The organism is Streptomyces sp. NPDC057271 (assembly GCF_042668715.1).
Classification (GTDB): Bacteria; Actinomycetota; Actinomycetes; order Streptomycetales; family Streptomycetaceae; genus Streptomyces.
The window spans coordinates 1-24,710 of record NZ_JBHUYJ010000045.1 but is presented as its reverse complement, the minus strand read 5'-3'; the positions used below and the strand labels follow the sequence as shown (position 1 = coordinate 24,710).

Here is a 24,710-nt window from a genome sequence, read left to right as displayed (position 1 = left end):
TTACAGCTTCATCAGGCTGGCGTCGTCGACCGAAGCCGAGTGGCGGGAACGGAACAGCGACACGATGATCGCGAGCCCGACCACGACCTCCGCGGCGGCGACGACCATCGTGAAGAAGGCGATGATCTGGCCGTCGAGGTTGCCGTGCATCCGGGAGAAGGTGACGAGCGCGAGGTTGCAGGCGTTGAGCATCAGCTCCACGCACATGAAGACCACGATCGCGTTGCGCCGGATCAGCACCCCGGCCGCGCCGATCGTGAACAACAGGGCGGCGAGGTAGAGATAGTTCACGGGGTTCATCGCGGGGCCTCCTCGTCGTCCCGGTCACGGCCGAGCCGCTCCTGCGCGCGCTGCTCCAGCGCCTTGAGGTCGGCCAGGGCCTCGCCGGACACATCACGGACCTGGCCGCGCTTGCGCAGCGTCTGCATCACGGTCAGCTCGGCGGGGGTGCCGTCGGGCAGCAGACCGGCGATGTCCACCGCGTTGTGCCGGGCGTATACACCCGGCGCGGGAAGCGGCGGAAGGTGCTTGCCCTCGCGGACACGCCGCTCGGAGAGCTCGCGCTGCGTGTGGGCCCGTTCGGTGCGCTCGCGGTGCGTGAGGACCATCGCACCGACCGCCGCGGTGATGAGCAGCGCGCCGGTGATCTCGAAGGCGAAGACGTACTTCGTGAAGATGAGGGCGGCGAGGCCCTCGACGTTCCCGCCGTACGCGCCGTTCGCCGCGCCGAGCCCGTTGAACTCCGTCAGGGAGGCCTGGCCGATGCCGCCGATGAGCAGGATGCCGAAGCCGAGCCCGCAGGCGGCGGCCCACCAGCGCTGCCCCCTGATGGTCTCCTTCAGGGAGTCGGCGGCGGTGACGCCGACGAGCATGACGATGAAGAGGAACAGCATCATGATCGCGCCGGTGTAGACGACGATCTGGACGATGCCCAGGAAGTACGCGCCGTTGGCGAGGTAGAAGACCGCCAGGACGATCATGGTGCCGGCCAGCGACAGAGCACTGTGCATGGCCTTCTTCATCAGGACCGTGGCCAGCGCGCCGACGACGGCGATCGTGCCGAGGACCCAGAACTGGAAGGCCTCGCCGCCGGAGGTGCTGTAGGCCGCGAGTGTGGCGTTCATGCGTCCACCTCTTCCGGCTCGCCCTTCTCCCCCTTGGAGGTGGCGGCCTGCTGGACGGTGCCCGGCGCGGCCTCGGTGACCAGGCCCCGGTAGTAGTCCTGCTCGTCCATCCCCGGGAAGATGGAGTGCGGCGAGTCGACCATGCCCTCCTCCAGGCCCGCGAGGAGCTGCTCCTTGGTGTAGATCAGGTTCTCGCGGGAGGAGTCGGCCAGTTCGAACTCGTTGGTCATCGTCAGCGCCCGGGTGGGGCAGGCCTCGATGCACAGTCCGCACAGGATGCAGCGGGCGTAGTTGATCTGGTAGACGCGGCCGTAGCGCTCGCCCGGGGAGTAGCGCTCCTCCTCGGTGTTGTCCGCGCCCTCCACGTAGATGGCGTCCGCGGGGCAGGCCCAGGCGCACAGCTCGCAGCCCACGCACTTCTCAAGTCCGTCCGGATGACGGTTGAGCTGGTGGCGGCCGTGGAAGCGCGGCGCCGTCGTCTTGCGCTCCTCCGGGTACTGCTCGGTCAGCCGCTTCTTGAACATGGCCTTGAAGGTCACGCCGAAGCCGGCCACCGGATTCTGGAAATCAGACACCGTCCGTCTCCTTTCCATCACTCGCAGTAGCAGTATCGGTGGCACCACTGACAACCAGGTCCCGGTCCCCGCGCGGCCTGCGCCGCGGTACGGGCGGCAGGGTCTGGCCGGGCTTGGGCGGTACGGGGAAGCCGCCCGCCATCGGGTCGAAGGGGAGTTCGTCCTCGGCCGGACCCTCGGCCTCCTTCGCCCTCCTGTCGCGGAACATGTCGGCGACGAAGGAGATGAGCAGGACGCCGATCACGGCTCCGGCGACGTACAGCACGATCGTCTGGAACGCGAAGTTCTCGTTGCGCAGGGCCCGGACGGTGGCGACCAGCATCAGCCAGAGCACCGAGACCGGGATGAGGACCTTCCAGCCGAGCTTCATCAGCTGGTCGTAGCGGACCCGGGGCAGGGTGCCGCGCAGCCAGATGAAGAAGAAGAGCACCAGCTGCACCTTGAGGATGAACCAGAGCATCGGCCACCAGCCGTGGTTCGCGCCCTCCCAGAAGGTGGAGACCGGGTACGGGGCCCGCCAGCCGCCGAGGAAGAGCGTCACGGAGACGGCGGAGACCGTCACCATGTTCACGTACTCGGCGAGCATGAACATCGCGAACTTGATGGAGGAGTACTCGGTGTTGAAGCCGCCGACGAGGTCGCCCTCGGACTCGGGCATGTCGAACGGGGCTCGGTTGGTCTCGCCGACCATCGTGACGACGTAGATGATGAACGAGACCGGCAGCAGGATGACGAACCAGCGGTCCGCCTGGGCCTCCACGATCGCCGAGGTCGACATCGACCCGGAGTAGAGGAAGACGGAGGCGAACGCGGCGCCCATGGCGATCTCGTAGGAGATCATCTGGGCGCAGGAGCGCAGGCCGCCGAGAAGCGGGTACGTGGAGCCGGAGGACCAGCCGGCGAGGACGATGCCGTAGATGCCGACGGAGGCGATCGCGAGGACGTACAGCATCGCGATCGGCAGGTCGGTGAGCTGCATCGTGGTGCGGTGGCCGAAGATCGAGACCTCGTTGCCGGCCGGGCCGAACGGGATCACGGCGATGGCCATGAACGCGGGGGCCGCGGCGATGATCGGCGCGAGGATGTAGACGACCTTGTCGGCGCGCTTGACGACGACGTCCTCCTTGAGCATCAGTTTGATGCCGTCCGCGAGGGACTGGAGGAAACCCCAGGGTCCGTGCCGGTTGGGCCCGATGCGCAGCTGCATCCAGGCGACGACCTTGCGCTCCCACACGATGGAGAAGAGCACGGTGACCATGAGGAAGGCGAAGCAGAAGACGGCCTTGATCGCGACGAGCCACCAGGGGTCCGTCCCGAACATCGAGAGGTCTTCCGCGGCGAGCAGCGTGGTCATGCCTGCACCTCCGTCGAGGTCGCCGGGCCGATGCGGACCAGGTCGCCCGGGTGGGCGCCCGTGTCGGAGAGCACGCCGCCCTCGGCCGAGTTGAGCGGGAGCCAGACCACACGGTCGGGCATCTCGGTGACCCGCAGCGGGAGTCGGGTCGAGCCCGCCGGGCCGGAGACGGCGAGGAGGTCGCCGTCCTTGACGCCCGTCTCCTCGGCGGTCGCGGCCGAGAGGCGGGCGACGGCCGCGTGGCGGGTGCCGGCCAGCGCCGTGTCGCCCTCCTGGAGGCGGCCGAGGTCGAGCAGGAGCCGGTGTCCGGCGAGGACCGCCTCGCCCTCGCCCGGGCGGGGCGCGGCCTGTGCGGGCTCGGTGGGCTCGGAGGCCCGCTCGCCGTCCCAGCCGCCGAGCCGGTCCAGTTCGCGGCGGACCGAGCGCAGGTCGGGCAGGGCCAGGTGCACGTCGAGGGCGTCGGCGAGCATGTGGAGCACGCGCGCGTCCGCCGGCGGCAGCGTCCGGGTCATCTGCTCGGGCTTGAGCGCGGCCTCGAAGAGCCGTGCCCTGCCCTCCCAGTTGAGGAACGTGCCGGGCTTCTCGGCGACCGCGGCGACCGGCAGGACCACGTCGGCCCGCTCGGTGACCTCGCTCGGCCGCAGCTCGAGGGAGACCACGAACGCCGCGTCGAGCGCCTCACGCGCGCGTGCCGGGTCGGGCAGGTCGCGGACCTCGACACCGCCGACGAGCAGCGCGCCCAGTTCGCCGGTGGCCGCGGCCTCGACGATCTGGCCGGTGTCGCGGCCGTAGCCGTGCGGGAGTTCGCGTACGCCCCAGGCCGCCGCGACCTCCTCGCGCGCGCGTGGGTCGGTCGCGGGGCGGCCGCCGGGAAGCAGCGTCGGGATCGCGCCGGCTTCGAGCGCGCCGCGCTCCCCGGCCCGGCGCGGGATCCACACCAGCTTCGCGCCGGTCGCCGTCGCGGCCCGGACGGCGGCGGTCAGCCCCCCGGGCACGGCGGCCAGCCGCTCGCCGACCACGATGACGGCGCCGTCCTGGCGCAGCGCCTCCGCGGCCCGTGTGCCGGCCTCGTCGAGTCCGACGCGGGAGGTGAGCGCGTCCAGCCACTCGGTCTCGGTGCCGGGCGCCGCCGCGAGCAGCGTGCCGCCCGCCTTCACCAGGCCCCGGGTCGCGAACGCGGCCAGCGCGTAGGTCTTCTGGCCCTTCGTCCGCCAGGCCTTGCGCAGCCGCAGGAAGACGCCGGGCGCCTCCTCCTCGGACTCGAAGCCGACGAGCAGCACCGCCGGGGCGGCTTCCAGGGAGGTGTACGTGACACCCGAGCCTCCCCCGAGGTCGCGTCCGCGTCCGGCGACGGTGGAGGCCAGGAAGTCGGCCTCCTCGCTGGAGTGGACCCGGGCCCGGAAGTCGACGTCGTTGGTGTCGAGGGCGACACGGGCGAACTTGGCGTACGCGTAGGAGTCCTCGACGGTCAGCCGCCCGCCGGCCAGGACGCCGGTACGGCCCCTGACCAGTCCGCGGGCCGCGGCCTCCAGGGCCTCCGGCCAGGAGGCGGCCTCCAGCCGGCCGGTGTCGGGGTTCCGCACGAGCGGCGTCGTCAGCCGGTCACGCTGCTGGGCGTACCGGAACGCGAACCGCCCCTTGTCGCACACCCACTCCTCGTTGACCTCCGGGTCCTCCGCCGCGAGCCGCCGCATGACCTTGCCGCGCCGGTGGTCGGTGCGCGTGGCGCAGCCGCCCGCACAGTGTTCGCAGACGCTCGGCGAGGAGACGAGGTCGAAGGGGCGGGAGCGGAACCGGTACGCCGCCGAGGTCAGCGCGCCCACCGGGCAGATCTGGATCGTGTTCCCGGAGAAGTACGACTCGAACGGGTCGCCCTCGCCGGTGCCGACCTGCTGGAGCGCGCCGCGCTCGACCAGCTCGATCATCGGGTCGCCGGCGATCTGGTTCGAGAACCGGGTGCAGCGCGCGCAGAGCACGCACCGCTCACGGTCGAGCAGCACCTGGGTCGAGATCGGCACCGGCTTCTCGTAGGTCCGCTTGTGACCCTCGAAGCGGGACTCCGCCTGCCCGTGGGACATCGCCTGGTTCTGCAGCGGGCACTCGCCGCCCTTGTCGCAGACCGGGCAGTCCAGCGGGTGGTTGATGAGCAGCAGCTCCATCACGCCGTGCTGGGCCTTCTCGGCGACCTGCGAGGTCAGCTGGGACTTCACCACCATGCCGTCGGTGCAGGTGATGGTGCAGGACGCCATCGGCTTGCGCTGGCCCTCGACCTCGACGATGCACTGGCGGCAGGCGCCGGCCGGGTCGAGGAGCGGGTGGTCGCAGAACCGCGGGATCTCGATGCCGAGCTGTTCGGCGGCGCGGATGACCAGGGTCCCCTTGGGGACGGAGATCTCGGCGCCGTCGATGGTCAGCGTGACCATGTCCTCCGGCGGTACCGCCGGGGAACCGCCGCCCGCGGGGCCGGCCGTGGTGACCGTCATGCCGTCACCTCCTTGTGGTTGTCCGCCCAGGCGGTCGACTTGGCCGGGTCGAAGGGGCAGCCCCGGCCGGTGATGTGCTGCTCGTACTCGTCGCGGAAGTACTTCAGCGAGGAGAAGATCGGGGAGGCCGCGCCGTCGCCGAGCGCGCAGAACGACTTGCCGTTGATGTTGTCGGCGATGTCGTTGAGCTTGTCGAGGTCGGACATCACGCCCTTGCCGGCCTCGATGTCACGGAGCAACTGCACCAGCCAGTACGTGCCTTCGCGGCAGGGCGTGCACTTGCCGCAGGACTCGTGGGCGTAGAACTCGGTCCACCGGGTCACCGCGCGGACCACGCACGTCGTCTCGTCGAAGCACTGGAGCGCCTTCGTGCCGAGCATCGAGCCGGCCGCGCCCACCCCCTCGTAGTCGAGCGGGACGTCGAGGTGCTCGTCGGTGAACATCGGGGTGGAGGAGCCGCCCGGGGTCCAGAACTTCAGCCGGTGCCCGGGGCGCATCCCGCCGCTCATGTCGAGGAGCTGGCGCAGCGTGATCCCGAGCGGGGCCTCGTACTGGCCGGGTGAGGCGACGTGGCCGCTGAGCGAGTAGAGCGTGAAGCCCGGGGACTTCTCGCTGCCCATCGACTTGAACCAGTCCTTGCCCCGGTTGAGGATCGCGGGAACGGAGGCGATGGACTCGACGTTGTTCACCACGGTGGGGCAGGCGTACAGACCGGCGACCGCGGGGAAGGGCGGACGGAGCCGGGGCTGGCCGCGCCGTCCTTCGAGCGAGTCGAGCAGCGCGGTCTCCTCGCCGCAGATGTACGCGCCGGCGCCCGCGTGCACGGTGATGTCGAGGTTCAGGCCGCTGCCGAGGATGTTCCGGCCTAGGAGGCCGGCGTCGTAGGCCTCACGCACCGCCTCGTGCAGGCGGCGCAGGACGGGCACGACCTCGCCGCGCAGGTAGATGAACGCGTGCTCGGAGCGGATCGCGTAGGAGGCGATGATCATTCCCTCGATGAGGGAGTGCGGGTTGGCGAAGAGGAGCGGGATGTCCTTGCAGGTGCCCGGCTCGGACTCGTCGGCGTTGACGACGAGGTAGTGCGGCTCGCCGTCGCCCTGCGGAATGAACTGCCACTTCATTCCGGTGGGGAAGCCGGCGCCGCCACGGCCGCGCAGACCGGAGTCCTTGACGTACGCGATGAGGTCGTCGGGCGACATCGCGAGGGCCTTGCGCAGACCCTCGTACCCCTCGTGCCTCCGGTACGTCTCCAGGGTCCAGGACTCGGGCTGGTCCCAGAACGCCGAGAGGACCGGCGCCAGAAGCTTCTCGGGGCTGCTGTTGTTGATCTCGGCTGCCAAGGTCATCACTCCCCCTCCCCACTGGCCGATTCGCCGCGCGGGTGGACGATCTTGTGGTGCGGGGTCTCGCCCTTGGCCAGCCGAAGCCCGACGAGCGAGGCCGGGCCGGCCCCACCGGTGGCCTCGACGGCCCCCTCGCGCTCGTCGGGGAAACCGGCCAGGATGCGGGCGGTCTCCTTGTACGTGCAGAGCGGCGCGCCCCGCGTCGGCTCGACCGGACGGCCGGCCCGCAGGTCGTCGACGATCTTCTTGGCGGACTCGGGCGTCTGGTTGTCGAAGAACTCCCAGTTGACCATCACGACGGGCGCGAAGTCGCAGGCCGCGTTGCACTCGATGTGCTCCAGCGTGACCTTGCCGTCCTCGGTCGTCTCGTTGTTGCCGACGCCGAGGTGCTCCTTCAGCTCCTCGAAGATGGCGTCGCCGCCCATGACCGCGCAGAGCGTGTTGGTGCAGACGCCGACCTGGTAGTCACCGGAGGGCTTGCGCCGGTACATCGTGTAGAAGGTGGCGACCGCGGTGACCTCGGCGGTGGTCAGGCCGAGGACCTCGGCGCAGAACTTCATGCCGGTACGGGTCACATGCCCCTCCTCCGCCTGCACGAGGTGCAGCAGCGGCAGGAGCGCGGAGCGGGACCCCGGGTACCGGGCGATGATCTCCCGGGCGTCCGCCTCCAGCCGGGCGCGTACCTCGGCCGGGTAGTCGGGGGCGGGGAGCTGGGGCATCCCGAGACTGGTCTGTCCGTCCGTCATCGGTCGACGCCTCCCATCACGGGGTCGATGGACGCGACGGCGACGATGACGTCGGCGACCTGGCCGCCCTCGCACATCGCCGCCATGGCCTGCAGGTTGGTGAAGGACGGGTCACGGAAGTGGACCCGGTAGGGGCGGGTGCCGCCGTCGGAGACGACGTGGACGCCGAGCTCGCCCTTGGGCGACTCGACGGCCGCGTAGGCCTGCCCGGCCGGGACGCGGAAGCCCTCGGTGACCAGCTTGAAGTGGTGGATCAGGGCCTCCATGGAGGTGCCCATGATCTTCTTGATGTGGTCGAGGGAGTTGCCGAGTCCGTCCGGTCCGAGCGCGAGCTGCGCGGGCCAGGCGATCTTCTTGTCGGCGACCATGACCGCGCCGGGCGCCAGGCGGTCGAGGCACTGCTCGACGATCCGCAGCGACTGGCGCATCTCCTCCAGGCGGACGAGGAAGCGGCCGTAGGAGTCGCAGGTGTCGGCGGTCGGGACGTCGAACTCGTAGTTCTCGTAGCCGCAGTACGGGTCGGTCTTGCGCAGGTCGTGCGGGAGGCCCGCGGAGCGCAGGATCGGTCCGGTGGCGCCGAGTGCCATGCAGCCGGCGAGGTCGAGGTAGCCGACGTCCTGCATACGGGCCTTGAAGATGGGGTTGCCGGTGGCGAGCTTGTCGTATTCCGGCAGGTTCTTCTTCATGGTCTTCACGAACTCGCGCACGGCGTCGACGGCGCCGGGCGGCAGGTCCTGGGCGAGGCCGCCGGGGCGGATGAACGCGTGGTTCATGCGCAGGCCGGTGATCAGCTCGTAGAGGTCCAGGATCATCTCGCGGTCCCGGAAGCCGTAGATCATGATCGTGGTGGCGCCCAGCTCCATGCCGCCGGTGGCGATGCACACCAGGTGGGAGGAGAGCCGGTTGAGCTCCATGAGGAGCACCCGGATGACGCTGGCACGGTCCGGGATCTGGTCGGTGATGCCGAGCAGCTTCTCGACGCCCAGGCAGTACGCCGTCTCGTTGTAGAACGAGGTGAGGTAGTCCATGCGCGTGACGAAGGTGGTGCCCTGCGTCCAGTTCCGGAATTCGAGGTTCTTCTCGATGCCGGTGTGGAGGTAGCCGATGCCGCAGCGGGCCTCGGTGACGGTCTCGCCGTCGATCTCCAGGATCAGCCGCAGCACGCCGTGCGTGGACGGGTGCTGGGGACCCATGTTGACGATGATCCGCTCGTCGTCGGCCTTGGCGGCGGACTCGACGACCTCCTCCCAGTCGCCACCGGTGACCGTGTAGACGGTGCCTTCGGTGGTCTCCCGGGCGGAGGCGGCGGAGGCTTCTTCGGTGCTCATCAGCTGTACGACCTCCGCTGGTCAGGAGCCGGGATCTGGGCGCCCTTGTACTCGACGGCGATGCCGCCGAGGGGGTAGTCCTTGCGCTGCGGGAAGCCCTGCCAGTCGTCCGGCATCATGATCCGGGTGAGGGCGGGGTGGCCGTCGAAGACGATGCCGAAGAAGTCGTACGTCTCGCGCTCGTGCCAGTCGTTGGTCGGATAGACCGCGACGAGCGACGGGATGTGCGGGTCGGCGTCCGGGGCGGACACCTCCAGGCGGATCAGCCGGCCGTGGGTGAGCGAGCGCAGGTGGTAGACGGCGTGCAGCTCGCGGCCCTTGTCGCCGAGGTAGTGGACGCCGGAGACGCCCGTACAGAGCTCGAAGCGCAGCGCCGGGTCGTCGCGCAGGGTGCGGGCGACGCGGACGAGGTGCTCGCGGGCGATGTGGAAGGTGAGTTCGTCGCGGTCGACGACCGTCTTCTCGATGGCGTTCCCGGGGAGGAGCCCCTGCTCGTCGAGGGCGCCCTCGAGTTCGTCGGCGACCTCGTCGAACCAGCCGCCGTACGGGCGGGTGGCCGCGCCGGGCAGGCGTACGGAGCGGACGAGGCCGCCGTAGCCGGAGGTGTCGCCGCCGTTGTCGGCCCCGAACATCCCGCGCTGGACGCGGACCTCCTCGCCGTGCTCCCCGCGCTGCCCGGGCAGGTTCTGCTCGGAGAGCTCCTTCTCGGGGTTCGGTGTCTCGTCACTCACCGGAGAAGACCCTTCATCTCGATCGTCGGCAGGGCCTTGAGCGCCGCTTCCTCCGCCTCGCGGGCCGCCTCCTCGGCGTTCACGCCGAGCTTGGAGGTCTGGATCTTCTGGTGGAGCTTGAGAATCGCGTCCATCAGCATCTCCGGGCGCGGCGGGCAACCCGGCAAATAGATGTCGACCGGGACAACGTGGTCGACGCCCTGCACAATCGCGTAATTGTTGAACATTCCGCCCGATGATGCGCAAACCCCCATGGAGATGACCCACTTGGGGTTCGGCATCTGGTCGTAGACCTGCCGCAGGACGGGCGCCATCTTCTGGCTGACACGGCCCGCCACGATCATCAGGTCGGCCTGGCGCGGCGAGCCGCGGAAGACCTCCATACCGAAGCGCGCCAGGTCGTAGCGGCCCGCGCCGGTCGTCATCATCTCGATGGCGCAGCAGGCGAGGCCGAAGGTCGCGGGGAAGACGGACGCCTTGCGCACCCAGCCCGCGGCCTGTTCGACCGTCGTCAGCAGAAAGCCGCTCGGCAGCTTCTCTTCGAGTCCCATAGGTGCCCCTCAGCCCCTCAGTCCCATTCCAGGCCGCCGCGCCGCCACACGTAGGCGTAGGCGACGAAGACGGTGAGCACGAAGAGCAGCATCTCCACGAGCCCGAAAAGCCCCAGGGCGTCGAAGGTGACCGCCCAGGGGTAGAGGAAGACGATCTCGATGTCGAAGACGATGAAGAGCATCGCCGTCAGGTAGTACTTGATGGGGAAGCGGCCGCCTCCGGCCGGAGTGGGCGTCGGCTCGATGCCGCACTCGTATGCCTCAAGTTTTGCCCTGTTGTACCGTTTTGGGCCGATTAGCGTGGCCATGACCACGGAGAAGATCGCAAACCCCGCACCCAGGGCACCGAGCACGAGGATGGGCGCGTACGCATTCACGCTCCTCGCTCCTTCCAGTCGTCCTTGACCGTTGGACCGCACGGTCGGGCCGCGGAAGATCGCCCCCATGTGAGGCAGTTCACAAGCCCGACTGCCCCGCATCCTATGCCCGCCCCTCTGTGATCTGCGACACGGGGTACGGCAACGGCTTTGTGATCTCCACCACCTGACGAAGGATCATGAAGTCGGATGAGCGGTGATCTTGGCACTCGAAGCGCCCATGTGATCACCAGATGTGACATCCGGACCGGAAACCGCTGGTCGGAGGGGTGTCGCACTATCAAGGGGTGGCGTCTACAAGCAAATTGGCGATGGACTCTGTCGGGTGATAAAGGACCGGTCCGTCGCCCGGTCGGGGGTCCCGCGGGAGCGAAGTGGACGTGTGCACCGATTCACGAGCGGCCCGACCGCCTGATGGACGCCATACTGTGACCTGCATCACATCATTCCGCCCCCGAGAAAACGGGGCTTGGCCATCGGTGTGAAGAGGTGGTAAGTGGCGGTCAATTCGGACGTTTCATTGAAAACCCGTGATCAAGGCCCAGATGAGGCGCGCCCGTATTGTCCGTTACGGCGTCAATAAGGGCGCCGGATAAGCGGATTAGGTGGTTCCGAACGTAACTGTGGCGCAACCCACGTTTCTTGAAGGGAACCGTGAAGCCCTGATAGCGGTTGTACTCATGTCCCACACCGCTCACATACCCAGCCACCGGAAGCCCCGCCGAAGCGCCTCCAAGCTCGCGCTCCGCGCCGGAGTTGCCGGTGGCGTCCTCAGCACCATCGCGGTGGCCGGTGCTGCCGGGCCGGCGAATGCCGAGCCGGTGACCGAGACCATCGAGATGCCCACGCTCGGCTCGCTCGACGCCGACCTGGCGAGCGCCGTCTCCGCCTCCGCCGAGGCCTCCCAGCAGGAGGCCCTCGACCTGAGCCTCCAGGCCCAGGAGAACGCCGCTCTGGAGAAGGCCGCCAAGGAGGCCAAGAAGGCCAAGGCCGAGGCCGACCGCAAGGCGGAGGCCGAGAAGGCGGAGAGGGCCGAGAAGGCCCGCGCCGAGGCCCGCGAGCGCGCCTCCCGGACCCAGGAGCGCACCACGCTCTCCTCGTCCTCCGGCTCCTCCGACAGCGGCTCCTCGTACAGCAACAGCGCCCCCACCGGGTCCGCCGCCGCGATCGTGGCCTTCGCCCGCGCCCAGATCGGCGACGCCTACATCTCCGGCGGCACCGGCCCCAACTCCTGGGACTGCTCCGGTCTCGTCCAGGCCGCCTACCGCCAGGCCGGCGTCGACCTGCCGCGCATCTCGTACCAGCAGTCGTCCATGGGCACCTCCGTCTCGCTGAGCAACCTCCAGCCGGGCGACATCCTGTACTGGGGCAGCCGCAGCGGCTCGTACCACGTGGCGATCTACGTGGGCGGCGGCAAGTACGTGGGCGCGCAGAACCCGTCGACCGGTGTCGTCGAGCGCTCCCTGGACTGGGACAGGCCCTCCGGCGCGGTCCGCATCCTCTGATCGTCCGTACGCCGACGTACGCGAAAGGCCGTCACTCCTCGGGGGAGTGACGGCCTTCGCTGCTTGGGGTAGATATGCCCTACTTGCGGAAGGCCTCGATGATCCGGGCGTAGCTGTCCCCGCCGTGGCCCGCCTCCACCGCGGCGCGCATCAGCTCCAGATGCAGCCTCGGCAGCCGGTCGTCGATGCCCCGCGCCTCCCCCGCGTGCAGCAGATGCCCGATCGCCGCCACCTGGACGTCGATCGTGGCGTCCGCGCCCGGATACTCCCCGGCGTCGATCTGCTCGGCGTACCCCGTCATGAACCAGGAGACCGTCGACAGCCAGCGGGTGGCCACCGCCGTGAAGTCCCGGGCCGGCACCCCGTCCGCGCCCGCGAGGGCGGTGGCGTGCAGCCAGCCGCCGAAGACGGACCACATGAGGCCGAGCAGCCCGGCGTCGTAGAGCGAGGCGAGCCCCGCGTCCGGACCGAGGTCCACCGGGTCGCCCAGGACCGCGAGCGTCGCCCGGTGGGCGGCGAACAGCTCGGGGGCACCCGCGTAGAGGATCATGTTGGAGCTGTCGCCGACCCCCGGCGGGGTCGTCATGACGGCGCCGACGAGATGGCCGATGCCGTGCTCAACGGCCCATCGCGCCTCGTCGCGGGCCTGCTCGGGCGAACCGGTGGTGAGGTCGACCAGGGCCTTGCCCCGCAGCGAGTCGGCGACGGGGGCCAGGAGTTCGCGTACGGCGGTGTGGTCGAGGACGCAGACCACGACGAGATCACTCGCGGCGACGGCCTCGGCGACGGTGGCGGCGCGGACGGCGCCCCGGGCGACCAGGGCGTCGGCCTTCGCCGGCGTGCGGTTCCAGACGGTGGTGGGGTGGCCGGCGGCGAGGAAGGCGTCGGCGAGGGCGGAGCCCATCTGCCCGAGACCGATGACCGTGACGTTCTGTGCGTTCATGGGATCCACGCTCGCAGCGGCGGAATCCGGCCGACAGTGGCGGGACCGACGGCGACCGCACGATTCCTGCCGCACTCCTGGCGTACGGTCGAGGGCATGAGCACAGGGGTGGTGGCCATCGCCGTCGTACCGGACCGGCGGACCGGGACGTCGCTCTGGGAGCTGTACGAACTCTCCCTGGCGTGCGGGGTCTTCGGCATCCCGCATCCCGACCTGGCCGACCCCTGGTACGAGCTGCGGCTCTGCGGGGACTCCGGCCACGGCGGGATCTTCTCCCTGCGCACCACCCACGGTCTCGACGGACTCGTCGGCGCGGACACCGTCATCGTGCCCTCCGTGCCCGACGCGGTCGTCGAGGAGGGCGAGGAGGTGCCGGCCGAACTCGTCGAGGCGCTGCGCGCGGCGGCCGCCTCCGGTGCCCGGATGGTCTCGCTGTGCACCGGAGCCTTCGCGCTCGCCGCCGCCGGGCTGCTCGACGGCCGCCGGGCCACCGCCCACTGGCAGCACACCGCCCACCTGGCGGCCCGCCACCCCGGGGTGATCGTGGACGACTCGGTGCTCTACACGGACGAGGGAACGGTGCTGACGAGTGCCGGAGCCACCGCCGCGCTCGACCTCTGTCTGCACCTGGTACGCACCGACCTCGGCGCGGCCGTCGCCGGGCAGCTCGCCCGCCGCCTCGTCGTCCCGGCCCACCGTCCCGGTGGCCAGGCCCAGTTCATCGAGGCCCCGCTCCCGCCGAGCGACGACGACAGCCTGGGACCCGTACTGCAGTGGGCGACCGAGCACCTGGCCGAGCCGCTGACCGTGGAGGAGCTGGCCCGGCGGGCCCGGATGAGCCCGCGCACCTTCCACCGGAGAGTGCGCGAGGAGTACGGGACCACCCCGCTGCAGTGGCTGCTCCAGCAGCGCGTGGCCCGGGCCCAGTCCCTGCTGGAGTGCACCGACCTGCCCGTGGAGCTGGTCGGTGACCACAGCGGCCTGGGGTCGGCGGCCAACCTGCGCCGCCACTTCACCCGTGCCGTCGGGGTGTCCCCGTCCGGGTACCGGAAGGCGTTCAGGCCTTCGGGGCCACCTTCGACAGACCGTTGATGATGCGGTCCATCGCGTCGCCGCCCGTCGGGTCGGTCAGGTTGGCCAGCATCTTCAGCGTGAACTTCATCAGGACCGGGTGCGTCAGGCCGCGCTGGGTCGCGATCTTCATGATCTTCGGATTGCCGATGATCTTCACGAAGGCACGGCCGAGCGTGTAGTACCCGCCGTAGGTGTCCTTGAGGATCTTCGGGTAGTTGTGCAGGGCCAGTTCGCGCTGGGCCGGGGTCGCGCGGGCGTGCGCCTGGACGATGACGTCGGCCGCGATCTGGCCCGACTCCATGGCGTACGCGATGCCCTCGCCGTTGAACGGGTTGACCAGGCCGCCCGCGTCACCGACGAGCAGCAGGCCCTTGGTGTAGTGCGGCTGGCGGTTGAAGGCCATCGGCAGCGCGGCGCCCCGGATCGGGATCGTCATGTTCTCCGGGGTGAAGCCCCAGTCCTCCGGCATCGAGGCGCACCAGGCCTTGAGGACCTCGCGCCAGTCCAGCTCACGGAAGGCGGACGAGGAGTTGAGGATGCCGAGGCCGACGTTGGAGGTGCCGTCGCCCATGCCGAAGATCCAGCCGTAGCCCGGCAGCAGGCGGTCCTGCGGGCCGCGCCGGTCCCACAGCTCCAGCCAGGACTCCAGGTAGTCGTCGTCGTGGCGGGGGCTGGTGAAGTACGTCCGTACGGCCACGCCCATCGGCCGGTCCTCGCGCCGGTGCAGGCCCATGGCGAGGGAGAGCCGGGTCGAGTTGCCGTCGGCGGCGACGACGAGCGGCGCGTGGAAGGTGACCTCGCGCTTCTCCTCGCCGAGCTTGGCGTGCACGCCCGTGATGCGGCCGGTGCGGTCGTCGATGACCGGGGCGCCGACGTTGCAGCGCTCGTACAGCCGCGCGCCGGCCTTCTGCGCCTGGCGCGCGAGCTGCTCGTCGAAGTCGTCGCGCTTACGGACGAGTCCGTAGTCGGGGTACGAGGCGAGGTCCGGCCAGTCCAGCTGGAGCCGGACACCGCCGCCGATGATGCGCAGGCCCTTGTTGCGCAGCCAGCCGGCCTCCTCGGAGATGTCGATCCCCATGGCGACGAGCTGCTTGGTGGCGCGGGGCGTGAGCCCGTCGCCGCAGACCTTCTCGCGCGGGAACGCGGTCTTCTCCAGGAGCAGGACGTCGAGCCCGGCCTTGGCCAGGTAGTACGCCGTCGTGGATCCGGCCGGGCCCGCCCCGACGACGATCACGTCTGCGCTGTGCTCGGAGAGAGGCTGCTCGGTCACTGCGGGATCTCCCGGAGGCTCGATGAGGCGTGCCGCTACAGCACGGGACGGACCCAGTCTATGCAGGGGGCGAGAGCGCGAATCGAAGGGCCCGGCGTGGGTCCGTGTCGCGGGGGCCCGCGGAGCACACGCCGCCTGGCACGCGCGCTCACCGCGAGGCCTTCAGGCGTACGGCGCCATGTTCGCCGTACGCCTCAGAAGACCGACAGACCGGTCAGGGTCGTGAACCGGTCCAGGGCCGCGACGCCCGCCACGCTGTTGCCCCGCTCGTCCAGGCCGGGGCTCCAGACCGCGAGGGCGCAGCGCCCCGGGACCACCGCGACGATCCCGCCGCCCACCCCGCTCTTCCCGGGCAGCCCGACGCGGTAGGCGAACTCGCCCGCCGCGTCGTACGTTCCGCAGGTCAGCATCACCGCGTTGATCTGCTTGGCCTCGCTGCGGGACAGGAGACGGGAACCGTCCGCCCGCAGGCCGTGACGGGCCAGGAAGCGGGCGGCCAGGGCGAGGTCCGCGCAGCTGGTCTCGATCGAGCACTGCCAGAAGTAGTGGTCGAGCAGGGCCGGCACCGGGTTGTCGATGTTGCCGTACGCGGCCATGAAGTGGGCCACGGCCGCGTTCCGGTCGCCGTGCTCGTGCTCGGAGGCCGCCACCTCGGCGTCGAAGCCCAGGTCCGGGTTCTGGCTCTCCTGACGCAGGAACTCCAGCACCTCGCTGCTCGCGTCGCCCGTCAGGGTCTGCAGCCGGTCGGTGACCACCAGCGCACCCGCGTTGATGAACGGATTACGCGGGATGCCGTTCTCGTACTCCAGCTGCACCAGCGAGTTGAACGGGTTGCCGGAGGGCTCTCTGCCGACCCGCTCCCACAGGCTGCCACCCCCCTCGGCGAGCGCCAGGGCGAGTGCGAAGACCTTGGTGATCGACTGCGCGGAGAACGGGGTGCGCCAGTCCCCCACTCCGTACAGCCCGCCGTCGACGTCGGCCAGGGCCATCCCGAACTGCGCCGGGTTCACGGACGCGAGAGCCGGTATGTACGCGGCCGGGGCTCCGGCCCCGACCAGCGGGGCGATCTCCGACGCGATCTGCGTCAGAACCGTCTGGTAGTTCGGCTCCATGCGTCAGGCGGCCTTCAGGCCTCGGTGCAGCGCGACGATGCCGCCGCTGAGATTCCGCCACGCGACGCGGCCCCAGCCGGCCTTCTGGAGCAGACCGGCGAGGGTCGGCTGGTCCGGCCAGGACCTGATGGACTCGGCGAGGTAGACGTACGCGTCCGGGTTGGAGGAGACCGCGCGGGCCACCGGCGGCAGGGCGCGCATCAGGTACTCCTCGTACACCGTGCGGAACGGCGCCCAGGTCGCGTGCGAGAACTCGCAGATCACGACCCGCCCGCCGGGCTTCGTCACCCGGTACAGCTCGCGCAGCGCCGCCTCGGTGTCCTGGATGTTGCGCAGGCCGAAGGAGATCGTCACGGCGTCGAAGACGTCGTCGCGGAAGGGGAGACGCATCCCGTCGCCGGCCGTGAACGGCATCCACGGGTGCCGCTTCTTGCCGACCTGGAGCATCCCCAGGGAGAAGTCGCACGGCACGACGTACGCCCCCGCGCGGGCGAAGGGCTGCGAGGAGGTCGCCGTCCCGGCCGCCAGGTCCAGGATCCGCTGCGCCGGGCGCGCGTCGACGGCCTTGGCGACCTCCTTGCGCCAGCGCCGGTCCTGACCGAGCGAGAGCACGTCGTTGGTGAGGTCGTAGTTCGCCGCCACGTCGTCGAACATCGAGGCGACTTCGTGCGGCTGCTTGTCCAGGGATGCTCGGGTCACCGGCGCTCTGCCTCGCAGACTTGGGTACGGACGGGCCCGCTCATTCTCGCAGGCGGCCCACCCGGGGCGACGGCGGGCATGCCGGGTGCGGTCAGCGGGACCGGTACAGCAGTCGTCCGCCCAGGACGGTGGCCACGCAGGTCGACGCACCGCGTGCGAGGAGTTCGGCCTCGTCCGCGACGCCGAAGACGGCGAACCGGGCGTGGTTGCCGGGCAGCAGCACGTGGGTGTGCACGACGGGGCCGCCCGTCGCGTACGGGTCGAGGGCGGGGACACCCGCCGGCGCGGAGGCCCGGCCCGCCGTGATCAGCCCCGACCGGCGCACCGCCTCCTGGACCGCCGGACGCGTGTACGTCCCGGCGACAGCCACCGTGCCGTGCGCCAGCATCCGCTGGAGGCCGCGCCGGGCACTCGGGCCCCAGCGGCTCTCGTCCGGTCCCAGCCGGTCGAGCGCCGCGCCGGTGATCGGCTCGGTGCCGAGCTCGTCCGCCTCACGCGGGTCCGGGTGGTAGGTCTCCTCCAACAGCTCGGGGCCGAACGGCTGGAGGAGCGCCGGTGTCAGGACGCCCGGCCACCGCCGTACCCGCGCCGCCATGGGGGTCCCCCCTGTTCGGGCGGAGCCGAGACCCTGGGTGAAGGCGGCGGACACCTCCTCGTACGGGCCGACGGCCGCGATCTCCGCGTCCCGTACGACGACGGCGCCGCCGGGCACGGGGGCGTGGCCGCCGCCCGGCAGCACCAGGTCCGCGGCGTGGATCGTCAGCACGGAGGCGTCAGTTGGCGTTCAGGAGCTTCAGCTCCGGGTGCGCCGCGGCGTCCCCGTCGAACGCTGTGGAGGAGATGTGCGAGGTGACCCGCTCGTCGACCGGGTCGTTCGCCGGGTCGTCGTGGACGACGAGGTGCTCGTACGTCGTGGAGCGCTGCGCCGGCACCCGGTCCGCCGTACGGATCATGTCGATCATCTCGCGCAGGTTGGAGCGGTGCCTGGCGCCCGCGGAGGAGACGACGTTCTCCTCCAGCATGATCGAGCCGAGGTCGTCCGCGCCGTAGTGCAGTGTCAGCTGGCCGATCTCCTTGCCCGTGGTCAGCCACGAGCCCTGGATGTGGGCGATGTTGTCCATGAAGAGCCGGGAGATCGCGATCATCCGCAGGTACTCGAAGAGCGTGGCCTGCGTGCGGCCCTTCAGGTGGTTGTTCTCGGGCTGGTACGTGTACGGGATGAAGGCCCGGAAGCCGCCCGTCCGGTCCTGCACGTCACGGATCATCCGCAGGTGCTCGATGCGCTCGGCGTTCGTCTCGCCGGTGCCCATCAGCATGGTGGACGTCGACTCCACGCCCAGGCCGTGCGCGATCTCCATGATCTCCAGCCACCGCTCGCCGCTCTCCTTGAGCGGGGCGATCGCCTTGCGCGGGCGCTCCGGCAGCAGTTCGGCGCCGGCACCGGCGAACGAGTCGAGACCGGCCTTGTGGATGCGGGTGATCGCCTCCTCGACGGAGACGCCCGAGATGCGGGCCATGTGCTCGACCTCAGACGCGCCGAGGGAGTGGATGACCAGCTGCGGGAAGTCCTTCTTGATGGCCGCGAAGTGCTTCTCGTAGTACTCGACGCCGAAGTCCGGGTGGTGGCCGCCCTGGAACATGATCTGGGTACCGCCCAGCTCCACGGTCTCCGCGCACCGGCGCAGGATGTCGTCGAGGTCGCGGGTCCAGCCCTTGGCGGTGTCCTTCGGCGGGGCGTAGAAGGCGCAGAACTTGCAGGCCGTCACGCAGACGTTCGTGTAGTTGATGTTCCGCTCGATGATGTACGTCGCGATGTGCTCCGTACCGGCGTAGCGGCGGCGGCGAACGGCGTCGGCCGCCGCGCCCAGCGCGTGCAGCGGCGCCGAGCGGTAGAGGTCGAGCGCCTCCTCGGGGGTGATCCTGCCACCCTCTGCGGCGCGGTCGAGGACGGACTGAAGGTCGGCCTTCTCGGTCACCGGCTGAGTCCCTTTCGGAGGGTGGAATCTAAGGACTGAGCCAGCCTACGCCAGCGCTTCTCAGGACTTCCGCAGGGTGCCGCTCGGGCGGCCCGCGGCCACCTCGTCGGAGCGGTACCGGAGCGTCCCGTCGGGGGTGAGGGTGAGGGTGAAGGAGGACTCGCCGGTGGTGCACAGGCCCTCGGTGCCGGGGCGGTCGGGGTCGGTGCGGTCCTCGATCCGGAGTTCGGTGGCGGTGGCGGAGCCGAGTTCGCCGATGCCGTGACACCGCACGGTGGTGCCGAGGATGCTGATGGTGTGGGTGGTGCGGACGACGTCCTCACCGGTACCGCCCTTGGTGACCACGGCGGTCAGGGTCCCGTGCGGCGAGCCGTTGCGCTCTGTGGTGGGCCCGGTCCAGGTGCCGACGAAGGCGGCGGGGACCGAGCCGACGGTCGGGGTGGCTGTCGGAGTGGCTGTCGGGGTGGCGGTCGGAGTGGCTGTCGGGGTGGGCGTGGGCCCGGTGGTCGGGGTCCTGTTCGTGGGCGCGGTGCCGGCGGGGGGGCTCGCCGTGCTCCCGCCGGTCTTGCCGGCGTCGGCGGCGCGCCGCCCGCCGGGCATCAGGTCGAAGAGGTACCCCGCCCCCAGGGTCACCCCGGCGAGCGCACCGGCGACGGCCAGCGCGACCGTGCAGCTGACCCGCCGGCCCGCGGCGAGCGAGAGCGTGGCCTGCCGACACCGGGGGGCTTCGCCGCCGGGGGCGGTGGAGTCCTGACCCCCGGCCGGGGTGATCGGGAAGTCGGGCGAGTCCGAGGAGAACGAGGCGTTCGGGGAGAACGAGGAGGGCGGCGGGCCGAAGGCGCCGGCTGGCCGGGGAGCGGGCGGGCCGAAGGCGGCTGGCTCGGGAGCGGGCGGGCCGAAGGCGCCTGGCTCGGGAGCGGGCGGGCCGGGGCGACCGTCCGGCCCGCCCGGCGTCAGGAGAGGCGGCGGGCCGAAGACCCCTGACGGCGGACCGGTCGTGGGCCCCTCGGGGGCGGGCTCCCACGCCGAAGGGGCCGTGAAGGGCACGGGGCCCGAGGCGTTCGGATCGGCCCCGATCCCTCCCGTACGCGCGTCGAGCTCCAGGAGCTGCACGGCCGTCCGGCTGATCTGCTCCACCAGCGGGGTCGGCAGCCAGCCCGCCGACACCAGGGCGGCCGCACCCGCGGGGGCCAGCGCGGCCGCGAGCGCGGACGGGGCCGGGCGGGCTGCCGGGTCCTTCGCGAGGCACGCCGCCACCAGCTCGCGCAGATCCCCCTCCAGCGCGCCCAGTTCGGGCTCCTCGTGGACCACCTTGTAGAGCAGGGCGGCCGAGGTGTCCCCGGGGAAGGGCGGTGCGCCCGTCGCCGCGTACGCGAGGACCGCACCGAGCGAGAAGACGTCGGACGCGCCGGACGCGCCCTGGCCGACGATCTGCTCGGGCGCCATGTAGCCGGGCGAACCGATCGAGACCCCGCTCGCGGTGAGCGACGCCGTGCCGTCCGTGGCCCGCGCGATGCCGAAGTCGATGAGCCGGGGGCCTTCCAGGGTGGCCAGGACGTTCGAGGGCTTCACGTCACGGTGCACCAGGCCGAGCGCGTGCACGCCCGCCAGCGCCTCCGCGAGGCCGGCGCCCAGCGTCCGTACCGTGTGCTCGGGCAGCGGGCCGACCGCCTCCACGGCCCGGGCGATCGTCGGCCCGGCGACGTACCCGGTGGCGACCCACGGCACGGGCGCCTCGGGGTCGGCGTCCAGGACGGGCGCGGTCCACCGGCCGCCGACCCGGCGGGCGGCCTCGACCTCGCGCCGGAACCGCGCCCGGAACTGCTCGTCCAGGGCGAAGTGCGGGTGCACGATCTTGACGGCGACGGTCCGGCCGCCCTCGTTGCGGGCCAGATAGACACGCCCCATCCCGCCGGAACCGAGTCGGCCGAGGAGCCGGTAGGCGCCGATGGTCCTCGGCTCCCCTGCGTCGAGCGGCTGCATCTCTCCCCCTGAATGGACCGAAACGTGGACCGGGCCGGGCCGTGGGCCGACCGTTCACCGGGCCCCGTAGGCCGACTGTGTCACCGAACCGTGGGCCGGATCACCACGATTCGGAACCGTACCCAGCCAACCGATCGCCCACCACGCCCCTCCTCCCTTCCGTAATCACCCGCCGTGTCCGAAACACCCGGAGTCGCCCCATGTCCCGCCTCCCCAGGTACCTCGCCACCGCCCTCGCCCTCGGTACGGCCGCCGCACTGGTGACCGGCTGCTCGGGCGAGGGCGCGCCGGTCACGTTCGACACCCCGGAGTCGACGTCGCGGGCGCAGGGCGCCGGTGCCGGGGGCGTCTCGAAGAACGGCGACGGGCGAGGCCCCGAAACGGTTCTCCCCACCGGCCCCAAGGCGAGTTTCACGACCGCCAACACCCTGGACGACGGCACCAAGATCGGCGTGACCACGCTCGCGGGCGCGAAGTCCGGTTTCACGGGCAAGGTGTGGGTGTGGGCACCGAAGCAGTATTTCGACCCGAAGTACGCCGACAGCGGCTTCCCGGTCCTCGTGGCACTGCCGGGCGGAAACGGTTATCCGATGAATTACTGGATGGGTACGGACCTCAAACTCCAGTCCAGCATCAGCGCGTGGGCGCAGGAGGGAAAGAGCCTGCCGTTCATTGTCGTGATGCCCGTCCTCAACCCGGACGACAACTACTACTACGACGGCAGCGATATACCCGGGCAGCCGAGAATGGGCACCTGGCTCGCCGAGGACGTGCCCGATTTCGTCCGGGCGAATTTCCGTACCTTCGCGTCCCGTGACGGCTGGGCTTTCATGGGCTCGTCCTCGGGCGGCTTCGCCGGGCTCAAGACCGTGCTCCAACGGCCGGACCGGTTCAAGGCGGTGATCGCGTCGGGCCCGGACACGGTCCCCGACTCCCCGCTGTGGGCGGGGCACGAGGCCGAGCGGCAGGCGAACAACCCGGAGAAGCTGGCCGAGGCGCTCGGCGCCAAGCCGGACAGGGAGGAGAACCGGGTCTGTCTCGCGTTCCAGATCGGGACCGAGGAGTCCGGCATGGGCCGCCTGAAGTCCTTCATGAGGAACCACACCGAAGGCCCGGTGAAGACCCGGCTGCAGGTCATCCAGGGCGGCGGGCACAACGCGAAGAGTTACGTCCAGGGCATGGGGGACGGTTCTCTCGCGTGGATCAGCCGGCAGATGCAGGGACCGGTCCCGTCCCCCTGACCCGTCAGCGCCGAGCAGCTCGACCCGTACGCCCCCTGACCTGTCAGCGCCGCGTGGCGCCGAGCAGCTCGACCCGTACGTCCGCCGGGAAGCCGGTCGTCGGACCGGTCCGGCGAGCGAACTCCCGTACCCCCGCCAGCTGCTCGGGGCCGAAACGGAAGTCCAGGGTCCGGAAGTACCGCTCCAGAAGCTCGGCGTCGAAGGACTCCCAGCGGGCGGCCTGCTCGGCGACCTTGGCCACCTCCACCAGCGACAGGTCCCGCGAGGCCAGGAACGCCTCGTGGACCTCGCGCACGGTCTCCGGCTCGCGGGCCAGGAAGTCCTTGCGCGCCGCCCACACGGCGAAGACGAACGGCAGTCCCGTCCACTCCTTCCACATCAGCCCCAGGTCATGGACCTGGAGACCGAGCCGCGGGGCGTCATGCAGGGAGGCCCGCAGCGCGGCGTCGCCGATGAGGACGGCGGCGTCCGCCTCCTGCATCATCAGACCGAGGTCGGGCGGGCACGAGTAGTAGTCGGGCCGTACGCCGTACTGCTCGGCGAGCAGCAGCTGCGCGAGCCGTACAGAGGTACGGGAGGTGGAGCCGAGCGCCACCCGCGCGCCGTCGAGCCGCTCCAGGGGCCGCTGGGAGACGACCACGCAGGACATGACGGGGCCGTCGCAGCCCACGGCGATGTCCGGCAGGGCGACGAGATCGTCCGCGTTGCGGAGATACTCGACGAGGGTGATGGGGCCGATGTCGAGCGCGCCGCCCACCAGCCGCTCGCTGAGCTTCTCCGGCGTGTCCTTCGTCAGCTCCAGATCGAGCAGCGTTCCGGTGCGCGCCAGGCCCCAGTAGAGGGGCAGACAGTTCAGGAACTGGATGTGTCCGACGCGGGGCCGGCTGCGCGGGTGGTCATCGGTTGCATTGTCCACAGCGCGAGGCTAGCCCGTCTCGCACGGTGGACGTCGACGGGGCCACGCGAGGCCCGGACGTCAGCACATCGGGAGTTCGTCAAACGTGTGAGTGACGTGATCTTTCCCTCTAGTGCCACGCACACCCTGCGTGCTACGCTCATCGCAAGTTGCAGTTTGGTTTCCCTTGCAGTACAGAGCCTGCGGAGCATGTGACCCGCAGGCTTTTGTAGTTTTCAGACTTGTTTCAGGTTCTGGAGCAGGGCAACCCTTTGGCCCAAGGAGGGCTTATGGCTACCGGAACCGTCAAGTGGTTCAACGCTGAAAAGGGCTTCGGCTTCATCGCCCAGGACGGCGGCGGCCCGGATGTCTTCGTCCACTACTCCGCGATCAACGCGTCCGGGTTCCGCTCCCTCGAGGAGAACCAGGTCGTGAACTTCGACGTCACCCAGGGCCCGAAGGGCCCGCAGGCGGAGAACGTCACCCCGGCCTAAGTTGCCCGGGTCGGCGATCGCGCACGGCTAGAGAAGTACCCAAGGAGCCCCGCTCCGTGCTTTCGGGCACGAGCGGGGCTCCTGCCTTCTAGTCTGGACACATGACCGAACGCAAGCCGCCCGGGGTCAGCTTCGAGTCGTTCGTGGACAAGCAGATCCGCGAGGCGACGGAGCGCGGCGAGTTCCGGAACCTGCCCGGCTTCGGCAAACCGCTCGACGACGACACCGCGCCGTACGACGCGCTGTGGTGGGTCAAGAGCAAGCTGCACCGCGAAGGCACGCCCGTCCTCCCGCCCTCGCTGGCGCTGCGCAAGGAGGCCGAGGACGCGCGGGAGGCGGTCGACCGGGCCGTCTCGGAGTCCCAGGTCCGCCGGATCCTCGGCGAGATCAACACCAAGATCGCCGCGGCGCTGCTCCGCCCGCCGGCGGGTCCGCCGCTGAACCTCAAGCCGTTCGAGGTGGAGACGGTACTGAGGGAGTGGCGGGCGGCCCGGGAGGGACAAGCGGCACGAACGGAGAAGGATCAGGCCTAGTCGCAATGCCGGTGACTTAGGTTGTGCCTTGTCGGGTGGTGGTGATGGTGTTCGGTGCGGTTGGTGTCCGGTTGCGGTGCTCGGCCCGTTTGAGCGGCCAGTTCGACATCTTGCGTTTGATCACTCGGGGCAGGTCCGATGACGGCGGGCGGGCAGCAGGCGTTCGGTGATCTCAGCCAGGGTGCGGGTCAGTGCCCGGGCGAGTCTGCCGGGGGGAAAACGCCGCCTGGGCCGGGACCTGGCGGCGCACGATCCGCAGGGACCGGGTGAAGGAGAGGCGGTCGGGATCAAGGCCCCGGCCGGTGGCGGCCTGGTGCATCAGCTGCCGGATGGCGTGGTGCACCAGGAGGAAGCCGTAGATCTCCTGCTCCAC

Annotated in this window: 24 protein-coding genes and 1 pseudogene; 5 read left to right on the top strand and 20 right to left on the bottom strand. The window is 70.5% G+C overall.

Annotated elements, in window-relative coordinates:
- The 11 genes from nuoK to ACFUJR_RS21355 are packed head-to-tail and all read right to left on the bottom strand — an operon-like array spanning position 1 to position 10,612.
- On the bottom strand, positions 1 to 300 hold the full coding sequence (gene nuoK / locus ACFUJR_RS21405; protein ID WP_260229523.1) for an NADH-quinone oxidoreductase subunit NuoK: 300 nt from the start codon (positions 298 to 300) through the stop codon (positions 1 to 3).
- The gene (locus ACFUJR_RS21400) at positions 297 to 1,124 is read right to left on the bottom strand and encodes an NADH-quinone oxidoreductase subunit J (RefSeq protein WP_383165797.1); all 828 of its coding nucleotides are present in this window, start codon (positions 1,122 to 1,124) and stop codon (positions 297 to 299) included. The genes nuoK and ACFUJR_RS21400 overlap by 4 nt, the downstream gene beginning before the upstream one ends.
- Positions 1,121 to 1,717, bottom strand: a complete 597-nt coding sequence (gene nuoI, locus ACFUJR_RS21395) for an NADH-quinone oxidoreductase subunit NuoI (RefSeq protein WP_383165794.1) — start codon at positions 1,715 to 1,717, stop codon at positions 1,121 to 1,123. The genes ACFUJR_RS21400 and nuoI overlap by 4 nt, the downstream gene beginning before the upstream one ends.
- Positions 1,692 to 3,053, bottom strand: a complete 1,362-nt coding sequence (gene nuoH / locus ACFUJR_RS21390; RefSeq protein ID WP_383165791.1) for an NADH-quinone oxidoreductase subunit NuoH — start codon at positions 3,051 to 3,053, stop codon at positions 1,692 to 1,694. Before nuoH ends, nuoI begins: the two co-directional genes overlap by 26 nt.
- Positions 3,050 to 5,536: an NADH-quinone oxidoreductase subunit G gene (locus ACFUJR_RS21385; protein WP_383165788.1), complete on the bottom strand. Its 2,487-nt coding sequence runs from the start codon at positions 5,534 to 5,536 to the stop codon at positions 3,050 to 3,052. The genes nuoH and ACFUJR_RS21385 overlap by 4 nt, the downstream gene beginning before the upstream one ends.
- Complete coding sequence (gene nuoF / locus ACFUJR_RS21380; protein WP_383165785.1) at positions 5,533 to 6,885, bottom strand: NADH-quinone oxidoreductase subunit NuoF; 1,353 nt, start codon at positions 6,883 to 6,885, stop codon at positions 5,533 to 5,535. The genes ACFUJR_RS21385 and nuoF overlap by 4 nt, the downstream gene beginning before the upstream one ends.
- A complete protein-coding gene (nuoE, locus tag ACFUJR_RS21375) occupies positions 6,882 to 7,625 on the bottom strand; it encodes an NADH-quinone oxidoreductase subunit NuoE (RefSeq protein WP_383165782.1) in 744 nt (247 codons plus the stop codon). Before nuoE ends, nuoF begins: the two co-directional genes overlap by 4 nt.
- Positions 7,622 to 8,953: an NADH-quinone oxidoreductase subunit D gene (locus ACFUJR_RS21370; RefSeq protein ID WP_383165779.1), complete on the bottom strand. Its 1,332-nt coding sequence runs from the start codon at positions 8,951 to 8,953 to the stop codon at positions 7,622 to 7,624. The genes nuoE and ACFUJR_RS21370 overlap by 4 nt, the downstream gene beginning before the upstream one ends.
- On the bottom strand, positions 8,953 to 9,684 hold the full coding sequence (locus ACFUJR_RS21365; protein WP_383165776.1) for an NADH-quinone oxidoreductase subunit C: 732 nt from the start codon (positions 9,682 to 9,684) through the stop codon (positions 8,953 to 8,955). Before ACFUJR_RS21365 ends, ACFUJR_RS21370 begins: the two co-directional genes overlap by 1 nt.
- Positions 9,681 to 10,235, bottom strand: coding sequence for an NADH-quinone oxidoreductase subunit B family protein (locus ACFUJR_RS21360; RefSeq protein ID WP_361265313.1), 555 nt, complete (start codon positions 10,233 to 10,235; stop codon positions 9,681 to 9,683). The genes ACFUJR_RS21365 and ACFUJR_RS21360 overlap by 4 nt, the downstream gene beginning before the upstream one ends.
- 17 nt (positions 10,236 to 10,252) lie before the next feature.
- On the bottom strand, positions 10,253 to 10,612 hold the full coding sequence (locus ACFUJR_RS21355; RefSeq protein WP_030494815.1) for an NADH-quinone oxidoreductase subunit A: 360 nt from the start codon (positions 10,610 to 10,612) through the stop codon (positions 10,253 to 10,255).
- A 680-nt stretch (positions 10,613 to 11,292) separates the two neighbouring features.
- Here ACFUJR_RS21355 and ACFUJR_RS21350 point away from each other — a divergent pair.
- On the top strand, positions 11,293 to 12,117 hold the full coding sequence (locus ACFUJR_RS21350; RefSeq protein ID WP_383165773.1) for a C40 family peptidase: 825 nt from the start codon (positions 11,293 to 11,295) through the stop codon (positions 12,115 to 12,117).
- Between the two features lie 79 nt (positions 12,118 to 12,196).
- Here ACFUJR_RS21350 and ACFUJR_RS21345 read toward each other — a convergent pair whose 3' ends face one another.
- Positions 12,197 to 13,069, bottom strand: a complete 873-nt coding sequence (locus ACFUJR_RS21345; protein WP_383165770.1) for an NAD(P)-dependent oxidoreductase — start codon at positions 13,067 to 13,069, stop codon at positions 12,197 to 12,199.
- Positions 13,070 to 13,156: 87 nt separating this feature from the next.
- Here ACFUJR_RS21345 and ACFUJR_RS21340 point away from each other — a divergent pair, with 87 nt between their 5' ends.
- A complete protein-coding gene (locus tag ACFUJR_RS21340) occupies positions 13,157 to 14,152 on the top strand; it encodes a helix-turn-helix domain-containing protein (RefSeq protein WP_383165767.1) in 996 nt (331 codons plus the stop codon).
- Here ACFUJR_RS21340 and ACFUJR_RS21335 read toward each other — a convergent pair.
- The 6 genes from ACFUJR_RS21335 to ACFUJR_RS21310 all read right to left on the bottom strand — a co-directional run bounded on the left by ACFUJR_RS21335 (position 14,118) and on the right by ACFUJR_RS21310 (position 21,174).
- The gene (locus ACFUJR_RS21335) at positions 14,118 to 15,404 is read right to left on the bottom strand and encodes a geranylgeranyl reductase family protein (protein WP_383165764.1); all 1,287 of its coding nucleotides are present in this window, start codon (positions 15,402 to 15,404) and stop codon (positions 14,118 to 14,120) included. The genes ACFUJR_RS21340 and ACFUJR_RS21335 overlap by 35 nt on opposite strands.
- Before the next feature lie 194 nt (positions 15,405 to 15,598).
- Positions 15,599 to 16,516, bottom strand: coding sequence for a glutaminase (locus ACFUJR_RS21330; RefSeq protein WP_383165761.1), 918 nt, complete (start codon positions 16,514 to 16,516; stop codon positions 15,599 to 15,601).
- A gap of 3 nt (positions 16,517 to 16,519) precedes the next feature.
- Positions 16,520 to 17,215, bottom strand: coding sequence for a demethylmenaquinone methyltransferase (locus ACFUJR_RS21325; protein ID WP_383165758.1), 696 nt, complete (start codon positions 17,213 to 17,215; stop codon positions 16,520 to 16,522).
- Positions 17,216 to 17,306: 91 nt separating this feature from the next.
- Positions 17,307 to 17,981, bottom strand: coding sequence for a hypothetical protein (locus ACFUJR_RS21320; RefSeq protein ID WP_383165755.1), 675 nt, complete (start codon positions 17,979 to 17,981; stop codon positions 17,307 to 17,309).
- 7 nt (positions 17,982 to 17,988) lie between these two features.
- Positions 17,989 to 19,191 carry a cyclic dehypoxanthinyl futalosine synthase gene (gene mqnC, locus ACFUJR_RS21315; RefSeq protein WP_383165752.1) on the bottom strand — a complete coding sequence of 401 codons (1,203 nt, stop codon included), beginning with the start codon at positions 19,189 to 19,191 and terminating at the stop codon, positions 17,989 to 17,991.
- Positions 19,192 to 19,251: 60 nt separating this feature from the next.
- Positions 19,252 to 21,174 (bottom strand): protein kinase, encoded by a 1,923-nt coding sequence (locus ACFUJR_RS21310; protein WP_383165749.1) that lies wholly within the window; start codon positions 21,172 to 21,174, stop codon positions 19,252 to 19,254.
- 200 nt (positions 21,175 to 21,374) lie between these two features.
- Here ACFUJR_RS21310 and ACFUJR_RS21305 point away from each other — a divergent pair, with 200 nt between their 5' ends.
- The gene (locus tag ACFUJR_RS21305; protein ID WP_383165747.1) at positions 21,375 to 22,415 is read left to right on the top strand and encodes an alpha/beta hydrolase; all 1,041 of its coding nucleotides are present in this window, start codon (positions 21,375 to 21,377) and stop codon (positions 22,413 to 22,415) included.
- 43 nt (positions 22,416 to 22,458) lie between these two features.
- Here the strand turns inward: ACFUJR_RS21305 and ACFUJR_RS21300 are convergent, their stop codons facing one another.
- Positions 22,459 to 23,331 (bottom strand): menaquinone biosynthetic enzyme MqnA/MqnD family protein, encoded by an 873-nt coding sequence (locus ACFUJR_RS21300; protein WP_383165744.1) that lies wholly within the window; start codon positions 23,329 to 23,331, stop codon positions 22,459 to 22,461.
- A 269-nt stretch (positions 23,332 to 23,600) separates the two neighbouring features.
- Between ACFUJR_RS21300 and ACFUJR_RS21295 the strand changes: the two genes are divergently transcribed.
- Positions 23,601 to 23,804: a cold-shock protein gene (locus tag ACFUJR_RS21295; protein ID WP_003967102.1), complete on the top strand. Its 204-nt coding sequence runs from the start codon at positions 23,601 to 23,603 to the stop codon at positions 23,802 to 23,804.
- Positions 23,805 to 23,905: 101 nt separating this feature from the next.
- Positions 23,906 to 24,337 (top strand): DUF1992 domain-containing protein, encoded by a 432-nt coding sequence (locus ACFUJR_RS21290; RefSeq protein WP_383165740.1) that lies wholly within the window; start codon positions 23,906 to 23,908, stop codon positions 24,335 to 24,337.
- Between the two features lie 172 nt (positions 24,338 to 24,509).
- On the opposite strand, the pseudogene ACFUJR_RS21285 reads toward ACFUJR_RS21290, so the two are convergent.
- A pseudogene (locus ACFUJR_RS21285) lies at positions 24,510 to 24,710 on the bottom strand (IS4 family transposase); the annotation flags it as partial.

Coding starts and splice junctions, on each gene's coding strand:
- nuoK (WP_260229523.1), bottom strand. CDS start 300: ATGAACCCCGTGAACTATCTCTACCTCGCCGCCCTGTTGTTCACGATC.
- ACFUJR_RS21400 (WP_383165797.1), bottom strand. CDS start 1,124: ATGAACGCCACACTCGCGGCCTACAGCACCTCCGGCGGCGAGGCCTTC.
- nuoI (WP_383165794.1), bottom strand. CDS start 1,717: ATGGAAAGGAGACGGACGGTGTCTGATTTCCAGAATCCGGTGGCCGGC.
- nuoH (WP_383165791.1), bottom strand. CDS start 3,053: ATGACCACGCTGCTCGCCGCGGAAGACCTCTCGATGTTCGGGACGGAC.
- ACFUJR_RS21385 (WP_383165788.1), bottom strand. CDS start 5,536: ATGACGGTCACCACGGCCGGCCCCGCGGGCGGCGGTTCCCCGGCGGTA.
- nuoE (WP_383165782.1), bottom strand. CDS start 7,625: ATGACGGACGGACAGACCAGTCTCGGGATGCCCCAGCTCCCCGCCCCC.
- ACFUJR_RS21370 (WP_383165779.1), bottom strand. CDS start 8,953: ATGAGCACCGAAGAAGCCTCCGCCGCCTCCGCCCGGGAGACCACCGAA.
- ACFUJR_RS21360 (WP_361265313.1), bottom strand. CDS start 10,235: ATGGGACTCGAAGAGAAGCTGCCGAGCGGCTTTCTGCTGACGACGGTC.
- ACFUJR_RS21350 (WP_383165773.1), top strand. CDS start 11,293: ATGTCCCACACCGCTCACATACCCAGCCACCGGAAGCCCCGCCGAAGC.
- ACFUJR_RS21340 (WP_383165767.1), top strand. CDS start 13,157: ATGAGCACAGGGGTGGTGGCCATCGCCGTCGTACCGGACCGGCGGACC.
- ACFUJR_RS21330 (WP_383165761.1), bottom strand. CDS start 16,516: ATGGAGCCGAACTACCAGACGGTTCTGACGCAGATCGCGTCGGAGATC.
- ACFUJR_RS21310 (WP_383165749.1), bottom strand. CDS start 21,174: ATGCAGCCGCTCGACGCAGGGGAGCCGAGGACCATCGGCGCCTACCGG.
- ACFUJR_RS21305 (WP_383165747.1), top strand. CDS start 21,375: ATGTCCCGCCTCCCCAGGTACCTCGCCACCGCCCTCGCCCTCGGTACG.
- ACFUJR_RS21295 (WP_003967102.1), top strand. CDS start 23,601: ATGGCTACCGGAACCGTCAAGTGGTTCAACGCTGAAAAGGGCTTCGGC.
- ACFUJR_RS21290 (WP_383165740.1), top strand. CDS start 23,906: ATGACCGAACGCAAGCCGCCCGGGGTCAGCTTCGAGTCGTTCGTGGAC.